Origin of the sequence: Micromonospora sp. NBRC 110038 (assembly GCF_020884815.1) — a bacterium.
Lineage (GTDB): Bacteria > Actinomycetota > Actinomycetes > Mycobacteriales > Micromonosporaceae > Micromonospora > Micromonospora haikouensis.
Genome location: NZ_BBOL01000008.1, coordinates 41,405 through 62,131, shown reverse-complemented (window position 1 = coordinate 62,131; position 20,727 = coordinate 41,405). Strand labels below are relative to the sequence as shown.

Sequence of the window (20,727 nt, the reverse complement as noted above, 5' to 3'; positions counted from 1 at the left end):
CGTGACGTACCGGGTTGAGACCTACGAGAAGACCTTCGCGGGGCACGAGCCGTTCATCGCCCAGCACCGCTCCTCCGGCTTCGGCATCCTGCCCGCGTCCGTACAACTGGAGATGGCCCTGCTCGGGGTCGCCCAGCGCCGGGCCTTCGCCCCGCTCGAACTCGTCGACGTCGCCTTCGTCCGGCCGTTCACCGTCGCCGACGACGAGCGCGTCACCGGCCGACTCGACGTGACCTTCGCCGAGCGGACCCGCTTCGAGCTGAGCGCGGTCACCCCCGACGGCCGCAAGGCCGTCTCGGCCGGCACCGGCGGGCCGCTGCCGGCCGACGCCCGACCGCCGGCCGCGTGGGAGGTGACCTGCCCGGTGCCGGTCCCGCCCGAGCGGATCTACCGCGGCTGGGCCGAGGCCGGCCTGACGTACGGGCCGGACTTCCACACCGTACGCCGGCTCTCCGTCGGCGACGGCACCGCCGAGGCGAGCCTCGCCACGGTGGCCCAGCCGGTGCCCTGGTACTCCCACCCCCTGCTCGTCGACGGCGTCTTCCAGGTGGTCAGCTGCGCCCTGCAGGATCTCGCCGACGGCGACGCGCCCGGCCCGATGCTGCCCATCGGCGTCGCGCGGTTCGCCCTGTACGCGAACCTGTCCGCCCTCACCACCGGGGTGACCGTGCGGGTGCGCCGCACCGCCGTGCAGGACGCCTGGTCCGTCGCGGACGCCGTGCTGCTGGACCCCGCCGGCCAGGTCGTCGCCGAGCTGACCGGGGTACGCATGCGCCGGCTGCCGGCGCACCGGTCCGCCTCGGCTCCCGGGCTGCTCACCCGCATCGAGTGGGCCCCCGCCGAAGCCCCCGCGCCCCGCCGTCCGGCGACCGGCACCTGGGTGGTCCTGCACGACGGCGGACCCGACGCCGCGGGCGCGGCCACGGTGCGGGCGCTGCGCGCCGACGGGGCCCGCGTCGTCGAGGTGCTGCCCGAGGCGCCGGACCCGGCGACCGGGGCCGACCGGCGGGTCATGCCCCAGCCCGACGAGGCCGCGTTCCAGCGGCTCTGGGAGGAGATCGGCGCGCCCGTCGAGGGCGTCGTGCACCTGTGGAACACCGGTCCCGCCCGGCCGGAGCAGGCCGAGCTGGGCGCCGGCCTCTACGCGTGCCTCGCCGCCCTGAAGACCCTCGGCCAGCGGCAGCGCTCGGGTCGCTTCCTCGTCGCCACCGAACGGGCCCAGCCGGTGGCCGCCGGGGACGCCCCCGAGCCGGCGCGGGCCGCCCTGTGGGGACTGGTCCGCACCGCCGCCATCGAATACCCCGGGCTGCGGCCCCGCCTCGTCGACCTCGACCCCGCCTCGGCCGACGCGCTCGTGGCCGAGCTGGGCGGCGACGGTCCGGTCGAGGTCGGCTACCGCGCCGGCGTGCGACACGTTCCGGTCCGCGTCCCGCTGCGCGCGTCCGACAGCGGCCGGCCGCCGGTGCGGCGCGACGGCCGGTACCTGATCCTCGGCGGGCACGGCGGCCTGGGCCTCGCCGTCGCCCGCCGCCTCGCCGGCGACGGTGCCGGCCTGGTCGCCCTGGTCAGCCGCTCCGGCGGGACCGGAGCCGACGCCGACGCCCTGGCCGGGATCGAGTCGTACGGCTGCCGCATCGCCTCGTTCGCCGCCGACGTCGCCGCGCCCGGCGCGCTGACAGGCGTGGTGGCGGAGATCCGGCAGCGCTTCGGCGACCTGCACGGCGTTGTGCACGCCGCCGGTGCCCTCCGCGACGGCCTGCTGCGCGGCACCACCGCCGAGGACGTGGCGCAGGTGCTGCGCCCCAAGGTCGACGGGCTGCACGAGCTGGCCGCCGCCGTCGCCGGCACCGACCTGGACTTCGCCGTGCTGTTCGCCTCGGTCTCCGGGACGTTCGGCAACCTCGGCCAGGGCGGGTACGCCGCCGCCAACACCTACCTCGACGCGTACGCCCACGCGCGGGGTGCGCCCTGGACCAGCGTCGACTGGGGACTGTGGGGCGAGGTGGGCATGGGCACCGCCGTTGCCGAGCAGCTCCGCCGTCGGGGCGTCCGGCCGCTGGGCACCGTCGAGGCGCTCGACGCCCTGATGACCGTGCTGCGCGACGACGTCCGGCAGGTCGTCATCGCCCACCCCGACGCCCCGGCCGGCACCCGGGCCGAGACGGCGACGGGCACGACACCGGCCGCGTCGCCGGCACCGGTCCCGCCGGCCACCGCGCCCGCCGCCGCGGCGACCGGCCCGTCCCCGGCCGGCGACGTCGACGCCGGGCGCACCGAGGACGGGCTCGCCGAGTTCCTCGCCGAACGGCTCGGCATCGACGGCTTCGACCGGACGGCGCCGCTGACCGACTACGGCATCAACTCGATCATGAGCGTCGAGCTGGCCGAGGAGCTGTCCCGCCGCTGGCGGGTCACCCTCCCGGCGACCCTCTTCCTCGAGTACGGCGACTTCGCCGAGCTGGCCGCCGCGCTCGCCACCCGGTACGCGGCCGGACCGCCCGCCGCCCCCGAGCCGGCCCCCGCCACCGCCGAACCGCCGACCGCCGCCCCGGCCACCCCGCTGCCCGCGCCGGTCGTCGCCACGCCCGAGGCGACCACCCCCGCGCCGGCCACCCCCACGTCCGAGCCGGTGTCCGCGCCCGCCCCCGCGCCGGCCGCCCGGCCCGCTCCGCGCGGCGGCGACATCGCGGTGGTGGCCGTCTCCGGCGACCTGCCCGGCGCCCGCGACCTCACCGACCTGTGGCCGATGCTCCGCTCCGGCGGCGACGCCTTCACCGAGATCCCGGCCCACCGGTGGAGCATCGACGAGCACTTCCAGTGGCGCGGCCCCGACATGACCGGCACCTACTGCCGCACCGGCGCGTTCGTCACCGGGATCGACCGTCTCGACCCGAGGTTCTTCGGCATCGCCGTGCGCGAGGCGCAGGAGATGGACCCGCAGCAGAAGCTGCTGCTGGAGCACGCCTGGTCCGTCGTCGACGACAGCGGCTGCGCCGGACGGCGGGACGTCGGCGTCTTCGTCGGCGCCACCTACACCCACCACCGCGACGCCAACGGCCTCGACGCCGTCGGGCCGCACACCGCCCTCGGCTCGATGAACGCCGTCCTGGCCAACCGCATCTCCTACGCGCTGGACCTGACCGGCCCCTCGCAGACCGTCGACACGCTCTGCTCGTCCTCCCTGGTCGCCCTGCAGCAGGCGGTGGTGAGCCTGCGCACCGGGCAGTGCGGCGCGGCCATCGTCGCGGCCTGCCACGTCGGACTGACCCCCTGGTACTACCGCAGCCTCAGCCAGCTCGGCGCGCTGTCGCCCACCCGCCCCCGGCCGTTCGACGACCGGGCCGACGGGTTCGTGCCCGGCGAGGGCGCGGTCGCGGTCATGCTCAAGCGGCTCGACGACGCCGAACGCGACGGCGACCGGATCCACGCGGTGATCCGGGGCGCGGCGGTCAACCACGGCGGCCGGGGCAGCGCCCTGCCGGTGCCGCGCAGCGAGGCGCAGGTCGCCGTCATCCGGGCCGCGCTGGCCGACGCCGGCCTCGCCCCGGCCGACATCTCCCTGGTCGAGACCCACGGCACCGCGACCCGGCTGGGTGACCCGATCGAGATCGCCGCCCTGGCCGAGGTCTTCGACGGCGACCGGCCCGAGCCGGTGCACGTCGGCTCGGTCAAGGCCAACATCGGCCACCTCGAACCGGCGAGCGGCCTGGCCGGTCTGGTGAAGGTCCTGCTCTGCCTGCGGCACGGCGAGATCCCGCCCCTGGCCGGGTTCGAGACGCTCGGCACGCACATCGCCCTGCCCGCCGGCCGGCTGGCCATCCCGACCGCGCCCCGGCCGTGGCGCTCCGCCGGGCCCCGCCGGGCCGGCATCAGCGCCTTCGGGATGGGCGGCACCAACGCCCACGTCGTCGTCGAGGAGTACGCCCCGAGCCCCACCGCTGCCGCCGCCCGCCCCGACGAGCCCGCCGGCGGGCACCTGCTCGTCCTCTCGGCGCACACCCCAGATCTGCTCGCCCGACGCATCGCCGACGTGGAACGGCTGATCGGGCGGGACCGGTCGGTCGACGCCGCCGCGCTGTGCTTCTCCGCGTCGGTCGGGCGCAGCCACCTGCCGCACCGGATCGCCGTGCTCGGCGCGACCGCCGACGAGCTGGGCGCGGGCCTGCGCCAGGCCCTGCGCGCCGGGCCGGACCCGTCGGCGACGGTCCTGCGCGGCGCGACCGTCCTCACCGGCGACCCGGTGCCCTGCGGCCCGGACCTCGCCGCCCGGCTCGCCGCGTACGTGCCGCTGACCGCCGAGCGGATCGCCGCAGAGCTGCGCACGCCCGACGGCACGCTGCTCGCCGCCCTGGCCCACCTGTACGTCGCCGGGCGCGACGTCGACTGGCGGCGGCTCCACGCCGGCAGCGGGCTGCGCCGGGTGCCGCTGCCGCCCTACCCCTTCCGCGACCTCGCCGACCCTGCCCAGCCGGGCCCCGCCGGCCCGCCCCGCCCCGCCGCGCCCGACGACCGCGTCCTGGACCGGCTGCTGGGCGCGCACCGCGTCTTCGGCGAGGAGACGCTGCCGGCCGCGTTCCTCGTCGCCAGCGGCTTCGCCCGCGCCGCCGTCCTGCACCGGCTCGCGTTCACCGCGCGGGGCACCGGCCGGCACCGGCTCACCAGCGACCCCTCCGGCGACACGACCACCTTCTCCTACGGCGGGCGGCCCGTCGGCCATCTCACCGTGGGCGCGGCCGACCCGTCCGACCCCGCCCCGGAGCCGGTGGCGCTGGACGCCCTGCGCGCCGGCTACCCGCGCACGCTCGACCCCGCCGGCCTGTACGCGTGGTTCGCCGCCAAGCACGTCGACTTCGGCGCCCCGCTGCGCGTCGTCGGCCACGTCGCGTACGGCACCACCGGCGTACTCACCCAGGTCGACCTCGCCGACGCGGACCCGGGCGTCCGGGCGGTGGCCGCCCTCGACGCGGCGTTGCAGACCATGGCGGTGCTGACCCTGGCCGACCCGGCCGCCTCCACGCTCACCTACCTGCCGGTCTCGATCGGCCGGGCGGTGCGCTGGGGCGACCCGGCCGGCACCCGACACGTCCACCTGCGCCTCGCCGGGCAGGACGCCGACGGCAGCCGGCGGGCCAGCGCCACCCTCCTGGACGCCGACGGCCGGGCCCTGGTCCTCCTCGACGACGTGGTGTACCGGCCCGTCGCGGCGGGCGCGCCCGACCCGGGCCGGGTGACCTCGCCGGCCGGCACCCCCACGCCCGACCGGGTTCCGCCGGCCGGCGGGACCGCCGCCGGCCCACCGCCGTCCCGCCCCCACGGCGGCCCCCGCCTGCCGGAGGAGACGGTGGTCGACCTGGTCCGCGCGGTGCTGCGGGACCCGCAGGTCAGCGCGACGAGCCCGCTCGCCGCCGCCGGCATCGACTCCATGCTGGCCACCATGGTCGCCGCCGAGGTGCAGGACCGCCTGGGGGCGACGCTCAGCCCGGTCGACGTGCTCCAGGCGCGTGACTGCCGGGCCCTCACCGCCGTGGTGGCGTCCCTCCTGCCCGACGAGCCCCCTGCGCCGCCGGCCCCCGACGCTCCGTCCACCCCCGACGCCGCCCCCACCGGCTCGGACGCGGCGACCGGCGACGACGCCCACGACATGGCGATCGTCGGCGTCGCCTGCGCACTGCCCGGCGCCACGGACCCCGAGGGCTTCTGGTCCCTGCTCGCGGGCGGGGGCAGCGGCGTCGGCCCGGCACCCGCCTTCCGCTGGCCCGCCGACGGCGACCCCGACGGCACCCCGGTGGGCGGCTTCCTCGCGCAGATCGACGAGTTCGACGCCCGGTTCTTCGACTTCTTCGCCAAGCAGGCGGAGGTGCTCGACCCGCAGGTCCGCTGGCTGCTGCGCACCGCCTGGGAGGCGCTGGAGTCCGCCGGGATCGCCCCGCTGTCCACGCCCACCTCGACCGGCGTCTTCGTCGGCGCCAGCTACCAGCACTACAAGGACTACAACATCCCGCCGGAGCTGGACGCCGCCGCCGGCCTCGGCAACCACAACGCCTTCCTGGCCAATCGGGTGAGTTACTTCCTGGATCTGTCGGGTCCGAGCATGACGATCGACACGTTGTGTTCGTCGTCGTTGGTGGCGTTGCACACGGCGGTGCGTAGCATCCGCAGCGGCGAGTGCGACCAGGCCATCGTCGCCGGCGTACGCCTCGCGATGTCCCCCCTGCACTACACCGCGATGCGGAACCTGCGGGCCCTGTCCCCGACGGGTGCGTCGCGGGCGTTCGACGCGTCGGCGGACGGGTTCGTGCCGGGTGAGGGTGTGGTCACGGTGGTGGTCAAGCCCCTGGCGGACGCGGTGCGGGACGGGGATCGGATCCGTGGGGTGATCCGGGGTACGGCCGTGAACCACGGTGGTCGTACGAGCGGGTTGACCGTGCCGAGCAGTGCCGCGCAGCGGGAGGTGATCGTGGCGGCGTTGCGGGATGCGGGGGTGGGTCCGGACGGGATCGGTCTGGTGGAGGCGCACGGCACCGGGACGAGTCTGGGTGATCCGATCGAGGTGGAGGGTTTGACGCGGGCGTGGCGGGAGTTCACGTCGCGGACGCAGTTCTGTGCGATTGGTTCGGTGAAGTCGAACATCGGTCATCTGGAGCCGGCTGCTGGGTTGGCTGGTGTGGTGAAGGTGTTGTTGGCGTTCGAGCGGGAGCAGATTCCGCCGACGCTGCACGTCAACCGGCCGAACGACCACATCCGGTTCGAGGAGTCGCCGTTCTACGTGGCCGACCAGGTCGTCGCGTGGCCCCGGACAACAGGTTCGCCGCGGCGGGGTGCGGTGTCGGCGTTCGGGATGGGTGGGGTCAACGCCCACGTGATCCTGGAGGAGCCGCCCGTCGCCGCCCCGCGCGAGCCGGTGCCGCCGCGCTCGCACCTGGTCCGGGTCTCCGCCGCCAGCGAGGACGCGGTGCGCCAGCTCGCCGCCGCGTACGCCGAGGTGTTCGCCGCCTCCGACGACGACCGGCGGACCGCCGACCTCTGCCACACCGCGAACGTCGGCCGCTCCTTGCTCGACTACCAGAGCGCGGTCACCGGCCCCACCGGCCCGGCCCTCGCCGAGCGGCTCCGGGCCGTAGCCGACGGCCGGCTCCCGGTGGCCCGCGTCGACGCCGCCCTGGCCGCCGACGTGCCGCCGGCCGCCCCGGACGGACCGCCGGACGCCTGGCACGAGGCGCTGGCCGACCTGGCCCGGCGCGGCCACCCCGGCATCGACTGGGCGGCGCTGTCCGCGCCGGGTTCCCGCATCGTCGCGCTGCCCACCTACCCGTTCGCCCGGGGCCGCTACTGGCACACCCGCAGCACCCCGGCGACGGTGGCGGCCCCGTCGCCCACCGTGCCGCAGCCCGCCGCGACGGCGTCGGCGTCGCCCGACGCGCCCGCAGCCGCCACCGCCGCCGCGCCCGAGGCGCTGTGCACGCGGTGGCGGGCCACCGCGCCCCTCACCGGCGGGTCGGCGTACGGCGTCACCGTCCGGGTGGTCGCCGCCGACCGGGCCACCGAGGGCCTCGTCTCCGCCGCGCTGTCCGCCCAGGGCGCCGACATCGCCGCCCCCGGGGCGCCCGCCCGCGCCCTCGTCGTGGTCGCCGCCGCCCCCGTGTCCGCCGCCACCGAACCGGACCTGCGCGGCTTCTGGGAGCAGCTCCGCGAGGTCACGGCGGCCCTCCCGCCGCAGGCGAAGGTGGTCTGGGTCGAGCACCGCTCGGCCCCGGTCGACGAGGCCGACCGGGCCCTGCTGGACCCGGAGGCCGCCGCGCGGGCGTTCACCGTCCGGGCCGCCGCTGCCGAGCACCGGTTCGCCGTCGCGGCCCTCGACCTCGACGCGGGCGACCCGGCCGAGACCCGCGCTCGGCAGATCGCCGCCGAGTTCGCCGCGCTGCGCCCCGGCGTCAACACCGCCGTCGCCTACCGGCGGGGAATCCGGTACGCCCCGGAGCAGGTCCCGGCCGCACCCGGCCCGGCCACCCCGCTGGACGGCGACGGGTACCACCTCGTCACCGGTGGGCTCGGCGCGATCGGCCGGCGGCTGGTCGCGCACCTGGTGCGCGGCGGCGCGCGGAACGTCGGCATCGTCGGCCGGTCGCCGGCCGACCCCGGTGCCGAGGCGTTCCTGGCGCAGGTGCGGCTGCACGCCGAGGTCGACTACCTGCGGTGCGACGTCGCCGACGCCGCCGCCCTGACCGACGCCGCCGCGTCCTTCGGCCGCCGGTGGGGCCGGCTGCTCGGCGTGGTGCACTGCTCCGGCGGGGTCAACCCGTTCGGGTCGCTGCGCCGCCGGCCCTGGTCGGAGGCGGCCCGGGTGACCGCGCCGAAGGTCGCCGGCTCCCGCAACGTGGTGCGGCTGGCCCGATCCCAGGGCGCGGGCCACGTCGCCCTGGTCTCCTCGATCGCCGGCGCGCTGCCGCACGCCGGCCGGGGGCTGGTGGACTACGCCCTGGCCAACGCCTACCAGTTGGCGCTGGCCGAGCAGTCCGGCGACGACGGCACGACGGTGACCGCACACGCCTGGCCGAACTGGGTCGGCATCGGCATGGAGGCCGACGACTCCGTCGCCGCCGGGCACTCGATCACCCTCGACGAGGCGCTGACCGGCTTCACCGCGCACCTGCGCACGGGCGGGGGAGTCGTGTTTCCCGGCACCGCCGCGCCCGACAGCGCGCCGCCGCCCGCGCCGACGACGGCACCCGCCGCACCGGTGGCGCCGGCCGCCACGGTGCCGGCCGGGCCCGCCCCGGCGGCACCGCCCGCGCGACCCGTCGCGGAGCCCGCGCTGGCCGCCGCGCCCGGCCTTGCCTACACGCTGGTGCGCGACGCCTTCGTCGACGTGCTCGGCGAGGACCCGGGCGACTGCCCCCTGCCGGACCTGGGCCTGGACTCGCTGGTCATCGTCGACCTGACCAACGCCATCGAACGGCTCGGCGGGATCACCGTCGACCCGTCCCTGGTGATGCGGGCCCGCACCATGGCCGACCTCGCGGCCCGGCTGCCCGGCCCCGCCGGCGCGCCGCCCGCCGCGCCCCAGGAGGCGGCCGGGCCCGCCACGCCCGACGCGCCGCCGCCGGCGCCCGACGCGGGCGGGCAACCCGCCGCGCCGGCCCCGGACCTCGGCGCGCTGCTGCGGCCCCTGCTCGTCCACGGCCAGCAGCAGGGCCACTGACATGCCCACCGAGCGGGACGGAAGGAGCGACGCGACCATGACGGACAATCGGATCGCGGTGATCGGCATGGCCGTACGGCTTCCCGGCGCCGAGGACGTGACCGACCTGCGGTGGATGCTGACCCACGACTCGGTCGAGGTCGACGAGGTCCCGCCCAGCCGCTGGGCCCGCGACCTCTACCTCGGCGAAGGCGACCACCAGGGCACCCACCACCGGGGAGCGTTCCTGCAGGACCCGTTCTCCTTCGACCACGAGGCGTTCGGGCTCACCGCCGCCGACGCCGTCCTGCTCGACCCGCAGCAGCGGGTCATGCTGGAGGTCGGGGCCCGCGCCCTGGAGGACGCCGGATACCTGGCCGCCCGGCGGCGGCTCGACGCGGGCGTCTTCGTCGGCGCCCGGATGAACTCCTACGGCTTCGACCACGGCCGCGGCGTCGCCCCCGCCGGCCGGGCCGGTGCCCCGGTTGCCGGCCCGCCGGTCCCGGCCGCCCTCTGGGGCCGCTCCCAGAACTTCGTCGCGGCGTGGCTGTCCGACCGGCTCGACCTCGCCGGCCCCAGCCTCGTCGTCGACACCGCCTGCTCGTCGTCGCTGACGGCGGTCTGGCTGGCCTGCCAGAGCCTCGCCGCCGGCAGCTGCGAGATCGCCGTGGTCGGCGCGGTGGACCTGCTGGTCGACCCGCTGACGTTCGTGCTGCTCTCCCGCACCGGCGCGCTCTCCCCGGACGGGCTGTGCCAGACCTTCGACGAGAAGGCCAACGGGTACGTCCCCGGGGAGGGCGCCGTCGCCCTGGTGCTCAAGCCGATGGCGGCGGCCGTCGCCGACGGCGACGTGATCCTCGGGGCGATCACCGGCACCGGCGTCAACAACGACGGCCGCACCATGGGGGTGACCACCCCCAACCTGGAGGCCCAGGTCGAGCTGCTCACCCGCGTCTACGACCGGGTCGACCCCGCGACCGTCCAGTACGTCGAGACCCACGGCACCGGCACCGCCATCGGCGACCCGATCGAGGTGCGGGCGCTCACCGAGGTGTTCGGCCGGCACGGCGTCGCCCGGGGCAGCGTCGCGCTGGGCTCCCTGAAGCGGCGCATCGGGCACCTGCACTCGGCGTCCGGCCTGGCCGGGCTCGCCAAGATCGTCCTCTGCCTGCGGGACGGGGTGGTGCCCGGCGTGCCGGTGCCCGCCGTCAACCCGCGCCTGCGGCTGGACGCCAGCCCCTTCCACCTGCCGCCGCGCGCCGAGCCCTGGCCGGCGGCACCGACCCGCCGGGCCGCGGTGAGCGGCTTCGGCTTCGGCGGCACCAACGCGCACGTCGTCGCCGAGGCGGCCGGCACGCCCGCCGCCCCGGCCGGTGCCGAGCGCGCCGCCGAGGTGCTGCCCCTGTCCGCCGACAGCCCGGACGGCCTGCGCGAGTTGGCCGCGCAGTGGCTGGAGTTCCTGCCGACGACCGCCGACGACCTCCCCGACGTGCTGGCCACCGCCCGGCTCGGACGCCCCCACCGCGCCGCGCGGTGCGCCGTCGCCGGCACCGACGCCGCCAGCCTCGCCGCAGCCCTGCGGGCCCGTCTGCTCGCCGCCGACGCCCCGCTCGGCGAGACCCCCCGGCGGCGGCCCGCCGTCACCGTGCGCCCGGCCGCCGCGCCGGCCCCGCCGGCCTGGCTGCTCGCGCTCACCGGATCCGTGCCGGCGGTACGGGAGATCGTCGGCCGGTTCGAGGCCGCCGTCGGCAGCCCCGTGACGACGTTCTCCGGCCCGCTGCTGCGGATCTGCGCCGGGGTCGTGCTGGCCGTGGCGCTGCGCGACACCGGCGTCCCCGAGCAGGCGGTGGACCTGCCGCCCGGCTGGGCGCCGATCGCCGACTTCGCGCACGGGCGTACCACGCTGGAGCAGGCGCTGAGCGCGGTCCTGACCGGCCCGGCCGCGACCACCGACGACCCGGCCGCCGCCGATCCAGCCGCCGGCACCGACGGCGACGCCGGCCCGGAGCTGTGCGCCCGCCTGGCCGACGCCGCCGACGAGCGCGACGTCGCCGCGCTGCTCGCCACCGTCGCGGCGGAACTGTACGAGGCCGGCGCGGACGTCGACTGGGCCACGTTCCAGGGGCCGGCCGGGTGGCGCAAGCGGCTGCTGCCCGCCGCACAGGCCCGGGGGCCCGCGCTGGACCTGCGGGAGCCCCTTCGCTCCGCCGAGCCCGGCGGCCCGACCACCCTGGACGCCGACGAGGGCCCGGCCGGGTACGCCTTCTCCCGGGTCTTCGGGGCGGGCGAGACGCCCATCGCCCAGCACTCCGTGTACCGCCGGATCATGCTGCCCGGCGTCGCCTGGTTCGACTTCCTGCGCCAGGGCGCGCAGCTGCGCGGCGACGCGTTCCACGGGGTGCGGGACGTGCTGTTCCACCGGCCGCTGATCCCCACCGGCGCGCACCGCGTGCTCTGCCGGGTCGACGGGCAGGGCCGGTTCACCGTCGCCGACGCCGACGGCGCGCCCTTCGTCACCGGCCGGTACGCCCCACAGCCCGACCCGGCCCCGGCCACCGAGCCGCTGCCGGAGCTGCTCGCCGCCTGCTCGCGGCTGCACGCCGGCTCCACGGTCTACCGGTGGCTGCGCCGCATCGGCTACCACCACGGCCGGTACTACCGCAACATCTCCTGGGTGGCCGGCCTCGCGGGCGGGGGCACGCTCGCCCGCATCGAGGGCGGCCGGCAGCGCGGGCTGAACCCGCCGGACGTCCAGCTCTTCCCGGGCCTGCTGGACAGCGTCACCATCGCCGCCATCGACCCGGACAACCCCGTCTTCGGCACCGAGCACGCGTCCGCGTTCATCCCGCTGTCGGTGGACCGGGTGAGCGTGCACGGCCAGCTCGACGACGCCGCCTACGTCCGCACCGAGGTCTCCTTCTGGAACGAGGAGGCGTGCCGGGTCACCCAGGTCGTCCTCGACGCGCGGGGCGTGCCCCTGCTGACCTTCGGCGACATCTCGTCGAAGCGGGTGCCCGTGCTCGCGTTCAGCGACCAGCCGCCGGCCCCCGCCGCGCCCCGCCCGGCCCCGACCGCCGTCGCGCCCGCCCCGGCCCCGGTCGCGGCGGCCCGGCCTCCGGTACCCCCGGCCCCGGCCGTCCCGGCCGGGCGGCCCACACCGGCCGAGGCCGCGCAGCCCACCGCGGCTCCGGTCGCTCCGACCGCCGCCCCCGCACCGCCCCCGGTGCCGCAGCCGGCGGCGCTTCCCGGCGGTGTCGCGTCGGCGTCGCCCGTCGCGCGGGCGCTCGCCTGGTTCCTGGCCCTGTCCGGCACGGACGCCGAGCACGCCGACACCGAGTTCCTCTCGGCCGGCTTCGACTCGGTCGGCCTGGTCGGGCTGAGCGACCGACTGTCCCGGGAACACGGCCTGTCGCTCTATCCGACCGTCTTCTTCGAGTATCCGACGCCCCGCAGCTTCGCCCACCACCTCGTCGACGAGGCCCCCGACTTCGTTGCCTCGCTGGCGGCACCGCCGGCGGGCCCGGCGGGTCCGGCGACCGCCCCCGATCCGACCCCGGAGCCACCCGTCGCCCCGCCCCCGGCCGCCGCCACCGCCCCGCCTCCCGGGTCGACCGAGGCCCCCGAGCCGGCCGAGGCCCCCCGGTCGGTCGAGGCCCCCGAGCCGGTCGCGGCGACGCCGCCGGCCGTGACCGCCGGGCCGCCGCCGGTCACCACCCCGCCCCAGGCCGTCGACCACGCGCAGGCCGCCGAGCGTACGGACACCGGGCGCGACATCGCCGTCGTCGGCGCCGCGATCCGGGTGCCCACCGCCGACGACCTCGACGGGTACTGGTCCCTGCTGGCCGAGGGGCGCGACACCGTCCGCACCCTGCCCGACGGCCGCTGGCAGCGCGCCGAGGAGGGCCCCGTCCCGCAGGCGTCCTTCCTGGACCGGGTCGACGAGTTCGACCCCGTGCCGTTCCGGATCTCCGCCCGGGAGGCGCCGCTGATCGACCCGCAGGCCCGCATCGTGTACGAGACCATCTGGGAGGCACTGGAGGACGCCGGCCGGATGGGGCGGGGCGACCGGGAGAACCGGATCGGCCTGTGGATCGCCTACAGCCACGACCACTACCACGAGGAGCGGTCCCGGCACGGGGTGCCCGACGGCCGCGGCCTCGGCCTGGAGGCGATGATCCCGAACCGGCTGTCGTACCTGATGGACTGGCACGGGCCCAGCGTCGTGGTCAACACCCTGTGCTCGTCGTCGCTGGTGGCCCTGCACACGGCGCTGCAGCACCTGCGGGCCGGCGACATCGACACGGCGGTCATCGGCGGCGTGCACGCCGCGATCAGCCCCGAGTACTTCCGCTCCATGCAGGACCTGCGGGCCCTGTCGCCCACCTTCCGCTGCCGCGCGTTCGACGTCGACGCCGACGGCTTCGTGCCCGGCGAGGGCGCGGTCGCGGTCGTGCTCCGTCGCCGTGCCGACGCCGAGCGGGACGCCGACCGGATCCGGGGCCTGATCAAGGGCGCGGCGGTCAACCACGGCGGCCGGACCACCCGCTACTCCGCCCCGAGCCCCGCCGGGCAACGCGACGTCATCGTGGCGGCGTTGCGGGATGCGGGGGTGGGTCCGGACGGGATCGGTCTGGTGGAGGCCCACGGCACGGGCACGAGTCTGGGTGATCCGATTGAGGTCGAAGGTTTGACGCGGGCGTGGCGGGAGTTCACGTCGCGGACGCAGTTCTGTGCGATTGGTTCGGTGAAGTCGAACATTGGTCATCTGGAGCCGGCTGCTGGGTTGGCTGGTGTGGTGAAGGTGTTGTTGGCGTTCGAGCGGGAGCTGATTCCGCCGACGTTGCATGTGGAGCGGCCGAACGACCACATCCGGTTCGAGGAGTCGCCGTTCTTCGTGGCCGACCAGGTCGTCGCGTGGCCCCGGACAACGGGTGTGCCGCGGCGGGGTGCGGTGTCGGCGTTCGGGATGGGTGGGGTGAATGCCCACGTGATCCTGGAGGAGCCGCCGGTTGTCGCTGGGCGTGAGGTGGTTCCGCAGGAGTCGTTTGTGGTGAAGGTGTCGGCGTCGAGTGAGGAGGGTGTGCGGCGTTTGGCGGGTGACTATGCGCGGGTGTTGTCGGGTGTGGAGAGGAGCGGTGTGGGGGATTTCGGATTTACGGCGAATGTGGGTCGGGCGTCGCATCGGTTCCGGGTGGCGGTGTCGGGTGTGGATGGCGCGGGTGTGGTGGAGGGTTTGTCGGCGGTGGCGGTGGGTGATCGGCCGGTGGGTCGGTTGGTGAATGCGGCGCCGGTGTCGGTGTTCATGTTTTCGGGTCAGGGTTCGCAGTATGCGGGGATGGCTCGGGGTTTGTATGGGGTGGAGCCGGTGTTCCGGGCGGCGCTGGATGAGTGCGCGGAGTTGGTGTCGCCGGCGGGTGTGCCGTTGCTGGACTTGTTGTTCGGTGACCGGGGTCAGGAGTTGGTGCAGACGCGGTTCGCGCAGGTGGGGATCGTGGCGGTGCAGGTGGGGTTGGTGCGGCTGTTGGAGTCGTGGGGGATCCGGCCGGGGCTGGTGGTCGGTCATTCGGTGGGCGAGTTGACGGCTGGGTGGGCGGCGGGGGTGTTCGGGCTGGCCGACGTGTTGGGGCTGGCGGTGGCGCGGGGCTCGTTGATGCAGGAGCAGCGTTCGGGTGGGGCGATGGCGGCGGTGTTCGCTGGTGTGGGCGACGTCGAAGAGGCGGTGGGGTCGGGGTCGTTTCCGGGGTTGGAGGTGGCGGCGTGGAACGGGCCGCGGAGTGTGACGGTGTCGGGTCCGGTCGAGGCGGTGGACGCGTTCTGCGCGGATTCCGGGTTGCGGTGTCAACGGTTGGTGGTGAGTCACGCGTTCCATTCGGAGGCGATGACGGGTGCGGTCGAGCCGTTCGCGGAGGCGGTGTCGCGGGTGGCGGTGTCCGCGCCGCGGATCGGTTTTGCGTCGTCGATTTCGGGTGGGTGGCATGACGCGGGTTCGGTGGCGGATGCGGGGTTGTGGGGTGGGGGGATTCGGGGGCCGGTGTTGTTCGAGCGGGCGTTGGGGTTGGTGGGTGCGGCGGGTGGTGGGGTGTTCTGGGAGATCGGTGCTCATCCGGTGTTGACGGGGTTGGGTCGGCAGGTGTTGCCGGATCCGGGGTTGGTGTGGTTGTCGACGTTGCGTCGGGAGAAGTCGGATCAGGCGCAGGTGCATGCGGCGGTGGCGGAGTTCTACAGCCGTGGCCTGGGTGAGGTGGATTGGGTGGGGGTGCACGCCGGTAAGGGGCACCGCACGACGACCATTCCCACCTACCCCTTCGAACGCCGGACGTACTGGGTCCCCAATGGACGAGACGAGTCGAGAATCGTCGCGACGAGCCGTCCCGCTTCCTTGAGGGAGGAAACACGCAAACCTAAGATCCACCTCTACCCGCCCGCTGAGGGAATCTCTGTCGTGAAGGACCGGATGCAATGACTGGCGAATACGGACTCAAGCGCCACTTCAACGGTGACGCCGCCCGCCTCATCGGCGGGAAGATCCGCGAGGTCCACCCGGAGTTCGACGTCGAGGACTACGCCGTCGAGGTCGAACGGCGGATCCCCGGAAAGGAGCTGAAGGACCGCGTCCTCGTCCTGGCGGAGGGGCTGCGCAGCCGGCTCCCACAGGACTACCCCGAGAGCGTGCGCATCCTCGTGTCGATCCTCGGCGACGAGCTCGCCGAGGGGGAGGGGATGTTCAACGTCAGCTGGTACCTCATGCCGGTGGCCCGGTTCGTCGAGGAGTACGGCCTGGACCACCCGGAGGTGTCCCTCGACGCCCTCGTCGAGATCACCAAGCGGCACACCGCCGAGTACGCCATCCGCCCGTACATCGAGCAGCACTACGACCTGACGATGAAGCGGATGGCCGACTGGGCGCGCGACCCCAGCCACAACGTGCGCCGCATGGCCAGCGAGGGCACCCGTCCCCGCCTGCCCTGGGCGCGCACGCTCACCATGTTCGTCAAGGACCCGCAGCCCGTCCTGGAGATCCTCGAACCGCTGCGCAGCGACCCGTCGGAGTACGTCCGCAAGTCCGTGGCGAACAACCTCAACGACATCTCCAAGGACGCGCCCGACGTCGCGTTGGCCACCGCGCTGCGCTGGCAGCAGGAGAGCCCGACGCCGGAGACCGCCTGGATCGTCCGGCACGCGCTGCGCACCCTGGTCAAGAAGGGCAACCAGGAGGCGCTCGCGATCGTCGGCGTCACCGGCGGCGAGCACATCCGCGTGCCGTCGATGCGGCTGTCGCCCCGGTCGTTGACCCTCGGCGAGTCGACCCTCATCCGACTCGACGTCGAGAACACCGACAGCCGCCGGCACACCGTCGCCGTCGACTACGTCGTGCACCACGTGCGCAAGAACGGCCAGAGCATCCCGAAGGTCTTCAAGCTCACCACCCTCGAGCTGGCCCCCGGGGAGCGCCGGACGGTGGAGAAGTCCCACCCGGTGCGGGAGGTCTCCACCCGGCGCTACTACCCCGGCGAGCACCTCGTCGACATCCAGGTCAACGGCCAGGTCCTGGCCACCGACAGATTCGACCTGCGGCTGTGAGCGCCCACCGGAGCCCGCTGACCGCCGACGACCCGGTGCTGCGCGACCACCGGATCGGCGGGACGCCCGTGCTGGCCGCGGCGGCGCAGGTCGACGCCATGCTCACCGCCTGCGACGCGGCGCGGCCCGGCGGGAGCTGGAGCCTGGAACAGGTCGCGTTCCTCGCGCCGCTGCGGGTGCCGCCCGGCACGACCGTCGAGGTCGAGACCACGCTGACCGACGACGGGGAGTGCGCGCTCGGCTCGTGGGAGCCGGGCGCGTCCAGCCCGACGCCGCACAGCCGCGCCCGGGCCACCCGCTCCGCGCTGCCGCCCCCGCACTACCTGGACGTGGCCCAGCTGCGCGCCGGCTGCGTCGACGAGGTGCCGCTGGCCGCCGTCGCCGACTGGCGGCGGGGCAGCGGCATCGAGTACGGCCCGACCTTCCACGCCATCCGCGCCGCCCACCGGGGGCCGGGCCGGATGCTGGCCCTGCTCCGCGCGTCCGGGGGGCTGACCGACCCGCACCTCGTCCCCCCGGCGCTGCTCGACAGCGTCTTCCAGTGCCTCGGGATGCTCGACGACGGCACCGCCGGGGGGTGCCTGCCCTGGTACGTGGGGCGGGTCACCGTCCGGCGGCGGGTCACCGGCACCGTCCTGGCGCTGGTCGAGCGCACCGACCCGCAGGGCGCGTCCGGCGGCGCGGTGCGCGGGCGGGCCACCGTCTGCAACCAGCAGGGCGAGGTGCTGCTCGAACTGGACGGGATCATCCTGAAGGCGCCGGGGCGGGCCGGCGGATCCGACCGCCCGGCGGGGGCGCTGGCCCGGCACCGGCCGGTCCCCGCCGGGTCGGTCACCGCCGTGGCCTGGCAGCCGGTCACCCCGACCCCGGAGCCGGAGCCGACCGGCGGCCACACCTGGCTGGTGTCGCGCGAGCTGTCCGCCGGGTCGCCCGACGACGGGCCCGTGCTGCTCGACCCGACGGACCTGCACGACGAGCACGTCGACCGGGCGCGCGCACAGACCCCGCCGGCCGAGGTGGTCTACGTCGCGCCGCGCGGGGTGCGCGACGCCGACGAGGCCGCCGCCGTCCTGCGGGGCGTGTTCACCCTGGTCCGGCGGCTCGCCGCGCAGCCGCCGATGCCGGCGCTCACGATCGTCACCAACGCCGCCCATCAGGTCACCGGCGAGGAGCCGGTCGAGCCGGTGCAGACCGCGCTGTGGGGGCTGGCGCGCACCCTGCGCATCGAGCACCCGCAGGTCCGCGTACGCCTGGTCGACCTCGGCCTCGGCGGTGCCACGCCCCCGCCGACGCTCGACGAGGTACGCCACGGCGAGGCGGAGCTGGCCTGGCGCGACGGCACCTGGTACGCCCCGGCGCACCCGGCGGTCGACGCCACCCCGGGCGAGCCGGCGGGCCGGGCGGTCGGCGGCCGGTTCCTGATCACCGGCGGGCTGGGCGGCATCGGCCTGCACGTGGCGGAGTCCCTGGCCGGCGCGGGCTGCGCCCACCTCACGCTGGTGGGCCGGACGGTGCCGACGCAGGGGCCGGCGCGGGACCGGTTGGACAAGCTCGCCGCCGCCTGCGACCTGCGGGTCCTCGCCGCCGACGTGCGCGACCTGCCGGAGGCGCTGGCCGACGCGGAGCCGTTCGACGGCGTCTTCCACGCCGCCGGCGTCCTGCGCGACGGGCTGGCGCGCAGCCTGTCGCCCGAGCGCGTCGACGAGGTGTTCGCCCCGAAGATCGGCGGGGTGCACGCGCTCGACGCGGCGTTCGGCGCGCGGGCGCGCCCCGGGTACGTGGTGCTGTTCTCCTCGATCTCGGCGACGCACGGCAACCTCGGCCAGAGCTCGTACGCCTGCGCCAACGCCTACCTCGACGGCTACGCCGCCCGCCGCCGGGCGGAAGGGGAGGCCTGGTACAGCCTCGGCTGGGGCCTGTGGGCCGTCGGCATGGGGGAGCGGGTCGCCGACGCGGCGGCGGCGCGCGGCATCCCGGCGCTGCACGCCGACGACGGCGTCGCGCTCCTGCGGCACACCCTCGGGCTGCCGCCCGGCAACTACGTCCTGTCCGCAGTCGACACCCCGAAGGACGACGAGATGACGACCCCTGTGACCTCTCCCGACACCCGGCTGTGGCCGGAGCTGTCGGCGATCCTGAAGCGGACCCTGCACGTCGCCGAGGTGTCGCCCGAGGACAACCTGCTGGACCTGGGGCTGGACTCGATGATGGCGGTCGAGGTATCCGCCGCGCTGGCCGGCGCGGGCGTCGAGATCGACCCGGCCACCTTCTTCGACCACCCCGGCGTCGGCGCGCTGCTGCGGCACCTGGAGGGGCTCCCGCGCGCCGCCGCCACGGCAGCGCCCGCGTCGCCCGTCGCGCCCCCGGCGGCCGGGCCCGCCGGGCCGCCCGCGCCCGTCGCCGTACCCCCGGTGGTGGCCGCGTCGCCCGCGGCCGTCGCGTCGGGCGGGCCGGCGGCGCACCGGTTCGTGCCGGACTGGGACCGGTTCCGCGACGGCGACGCCGTCGTGCGCCGCCCGGCCGAGCGTCCCGCCGAGCCGGCGGCGAACGGACGGCCCCCGGCGGCGAACGGGCGGCCCGCCGCCGCGCAGCCCCCGGCGGCGGCGAACGGGCGGCCCGTGCCCGCCCCCGCCGCCGGCCCCCGCCCGGCCCCGGCCGGGCCCCCGCCCGCCGCGCCCCGGCCCGCCGGTCCGCCGGGCGTCGCCGCCCCCCTCGGCGGGGCGGTTCCCCGCCGCACCCTGCCCGGCCGGCTCGCCGACCGCCCCGACGGCACGTTCCTCGACCGGCGCATCGACGCGCTGTCGGTGGACGACCGGCTCGTCATCGCGCGGGACGACTACTTCTACGAGCCGGTCATCGAGGAGTCCAAGGGCGCCTGGATCAAGTTCGACGGCCGGTGGTTCCTCAACTTCGCCTCCTACAGCTACCTGGGGCTCATCGGCCACGACTACATCAACCACCAGGCGCAGCGCGCCCTGGAACGGCACGGCACCGGCGCGCACGGGGTCCGGCTGCTCGCCGGCACCCTGCACCTGCACCGCGAGTTGGAGCTGGCGATCGCGCGGTTCGTCGGCGCCGAGGACGCCATCGTCTACACCAGCGGCTACATGGCCAACGTGGCGACGGTCGGCGCGCTGGTCGGGCCGGGCGACGTGGTCATCGGCGACGTCTACAACCACGCGAGCATCCTCGACGGCTACCGGCTGTCCGGCGCGACCGTCATCACGTACGCCCACAACGACCTGGCCGACCTGGAGCGGGCCCTGCGCCGGGCGGGCGACGCCGGCAAGCTGGTCGTCACCGACGCGGTGTTCAGCATGGACGGCGACGTCGCCGACCTGCCCGGCATCCTGGAGCTCTGCGAGCGCCACGACGCCCCGCTGATGGTCGACGAGGCGCACAGCCTCGGCGTGCTGGGCGCCACCGGCCGGGGCATCACCGAGCACTTCGGCATCGACCCGGCCCGGATCGCGGTGAAGATGGGCACCCTGTCCAAGACGGTGCCGAGCACCGGCGGCTACGTGGCGGGCTCCAGCGACCTGATCTTCGCTCTGAAGAACAACGCCCGGGGCTGGATGTTCTCCGCCGCCGGCACCCCGATGCAGGTGGCCGCCGCGCGGGCGGCCGTCGAGGTCATGGAGGCGGCCCCGCACCTCACCGGCGAGCTGCGGGCCCGCACCGACCGGTACCGCGCGCAGCTGCGCGCCCTCGGCTTCGACACCCTCGGCAGCGTGACGCCCGTGGTGCCGATCATCTGCGCCAGCGCCGGCCAGGCCCAGGAGATGGCCCGGCTCTGCCAGCACGAGGGCATCTTCGTCCAACCCATCGTCTATCCCACCGTGCCCAAGGCGCTGCCGCGCCTGCGGACCATCGTCAACCTCAGCCACTCCGTCGACGACCTCGACCACGCCGTCGCCGTCTTCGCCGACGCCGGCCGGCGGGTCGGGCTCATCGCCTGAGGGCAGCCG

4 protein-coding genes are annotated in these 20,727 nt (G+C 76.0%); all 4 read left to right on the top strand.

The features are described from left to right. Nucleotide 1: 1 nt before the first annotated feature. From LPU61_RS24475 to LPU61_RS24455, 4 genes are read left to right on the top strand one after another with little or no spacing between them, the layout of a single operon-like run. The gene (locus LPU61_RS24475) at nt 2–9,199 is read left to right on the top strand and encodes an SDR family NAD(P)-dependent oxidoreductase (RefSeq protein WP_255700204.1); all 9,198 of its coding nucleotides are present in this window, start codon (nt 2–4) and stop codon (nt 9,197–9,199) included. A gap of 37 nt (nt 9,200–9,236) precedes the next feature. After that, nucleotides 9,237–15,641 carry a type I polyketide synthase gene (locus LPU61_RS24465; protein WP_229406277.1) on the top strand — a complete coding sequence of 2,135 codons (6,405 nt, stop codon included), beginning with the start codon at nt 9,237–9,239 and terminating at the stop codon, nt 15,639–15,641. Further along, a complete protein-coding gene (locus tag LPU61_RS24460) occupies nt 15,638–16,759 on the top strand; it encodes a DNA alkylation repair protein (RefSeq protein WP_043963496.1) in 1,122 nt (373 codons plus the stop codon). The genes LPU61_RS24465 and LPU61_RS24460 overlap by 4 nt, the downstream gene beginning before the upstream one ends. Further along, complete coding sequence (locus LPU61_RS24455) at nt 16,756–20,718, top strand: bifunctional SDR family oxidoreductase/pyridoxal phosphate-dependent aminotransferase family protein (protein WP_229406276.1); 3,963 nt, start codon at nt 16,756–16,758, stop codon at nt 20,716–20,718. The genes LPU61_RS24460 and LPU61_RS24455 overlap by 4 nt, the downstream gene beginning before the upstream one ends. Nucleotides 20,719–20,727: the final 9 nt, after the last annotated feature.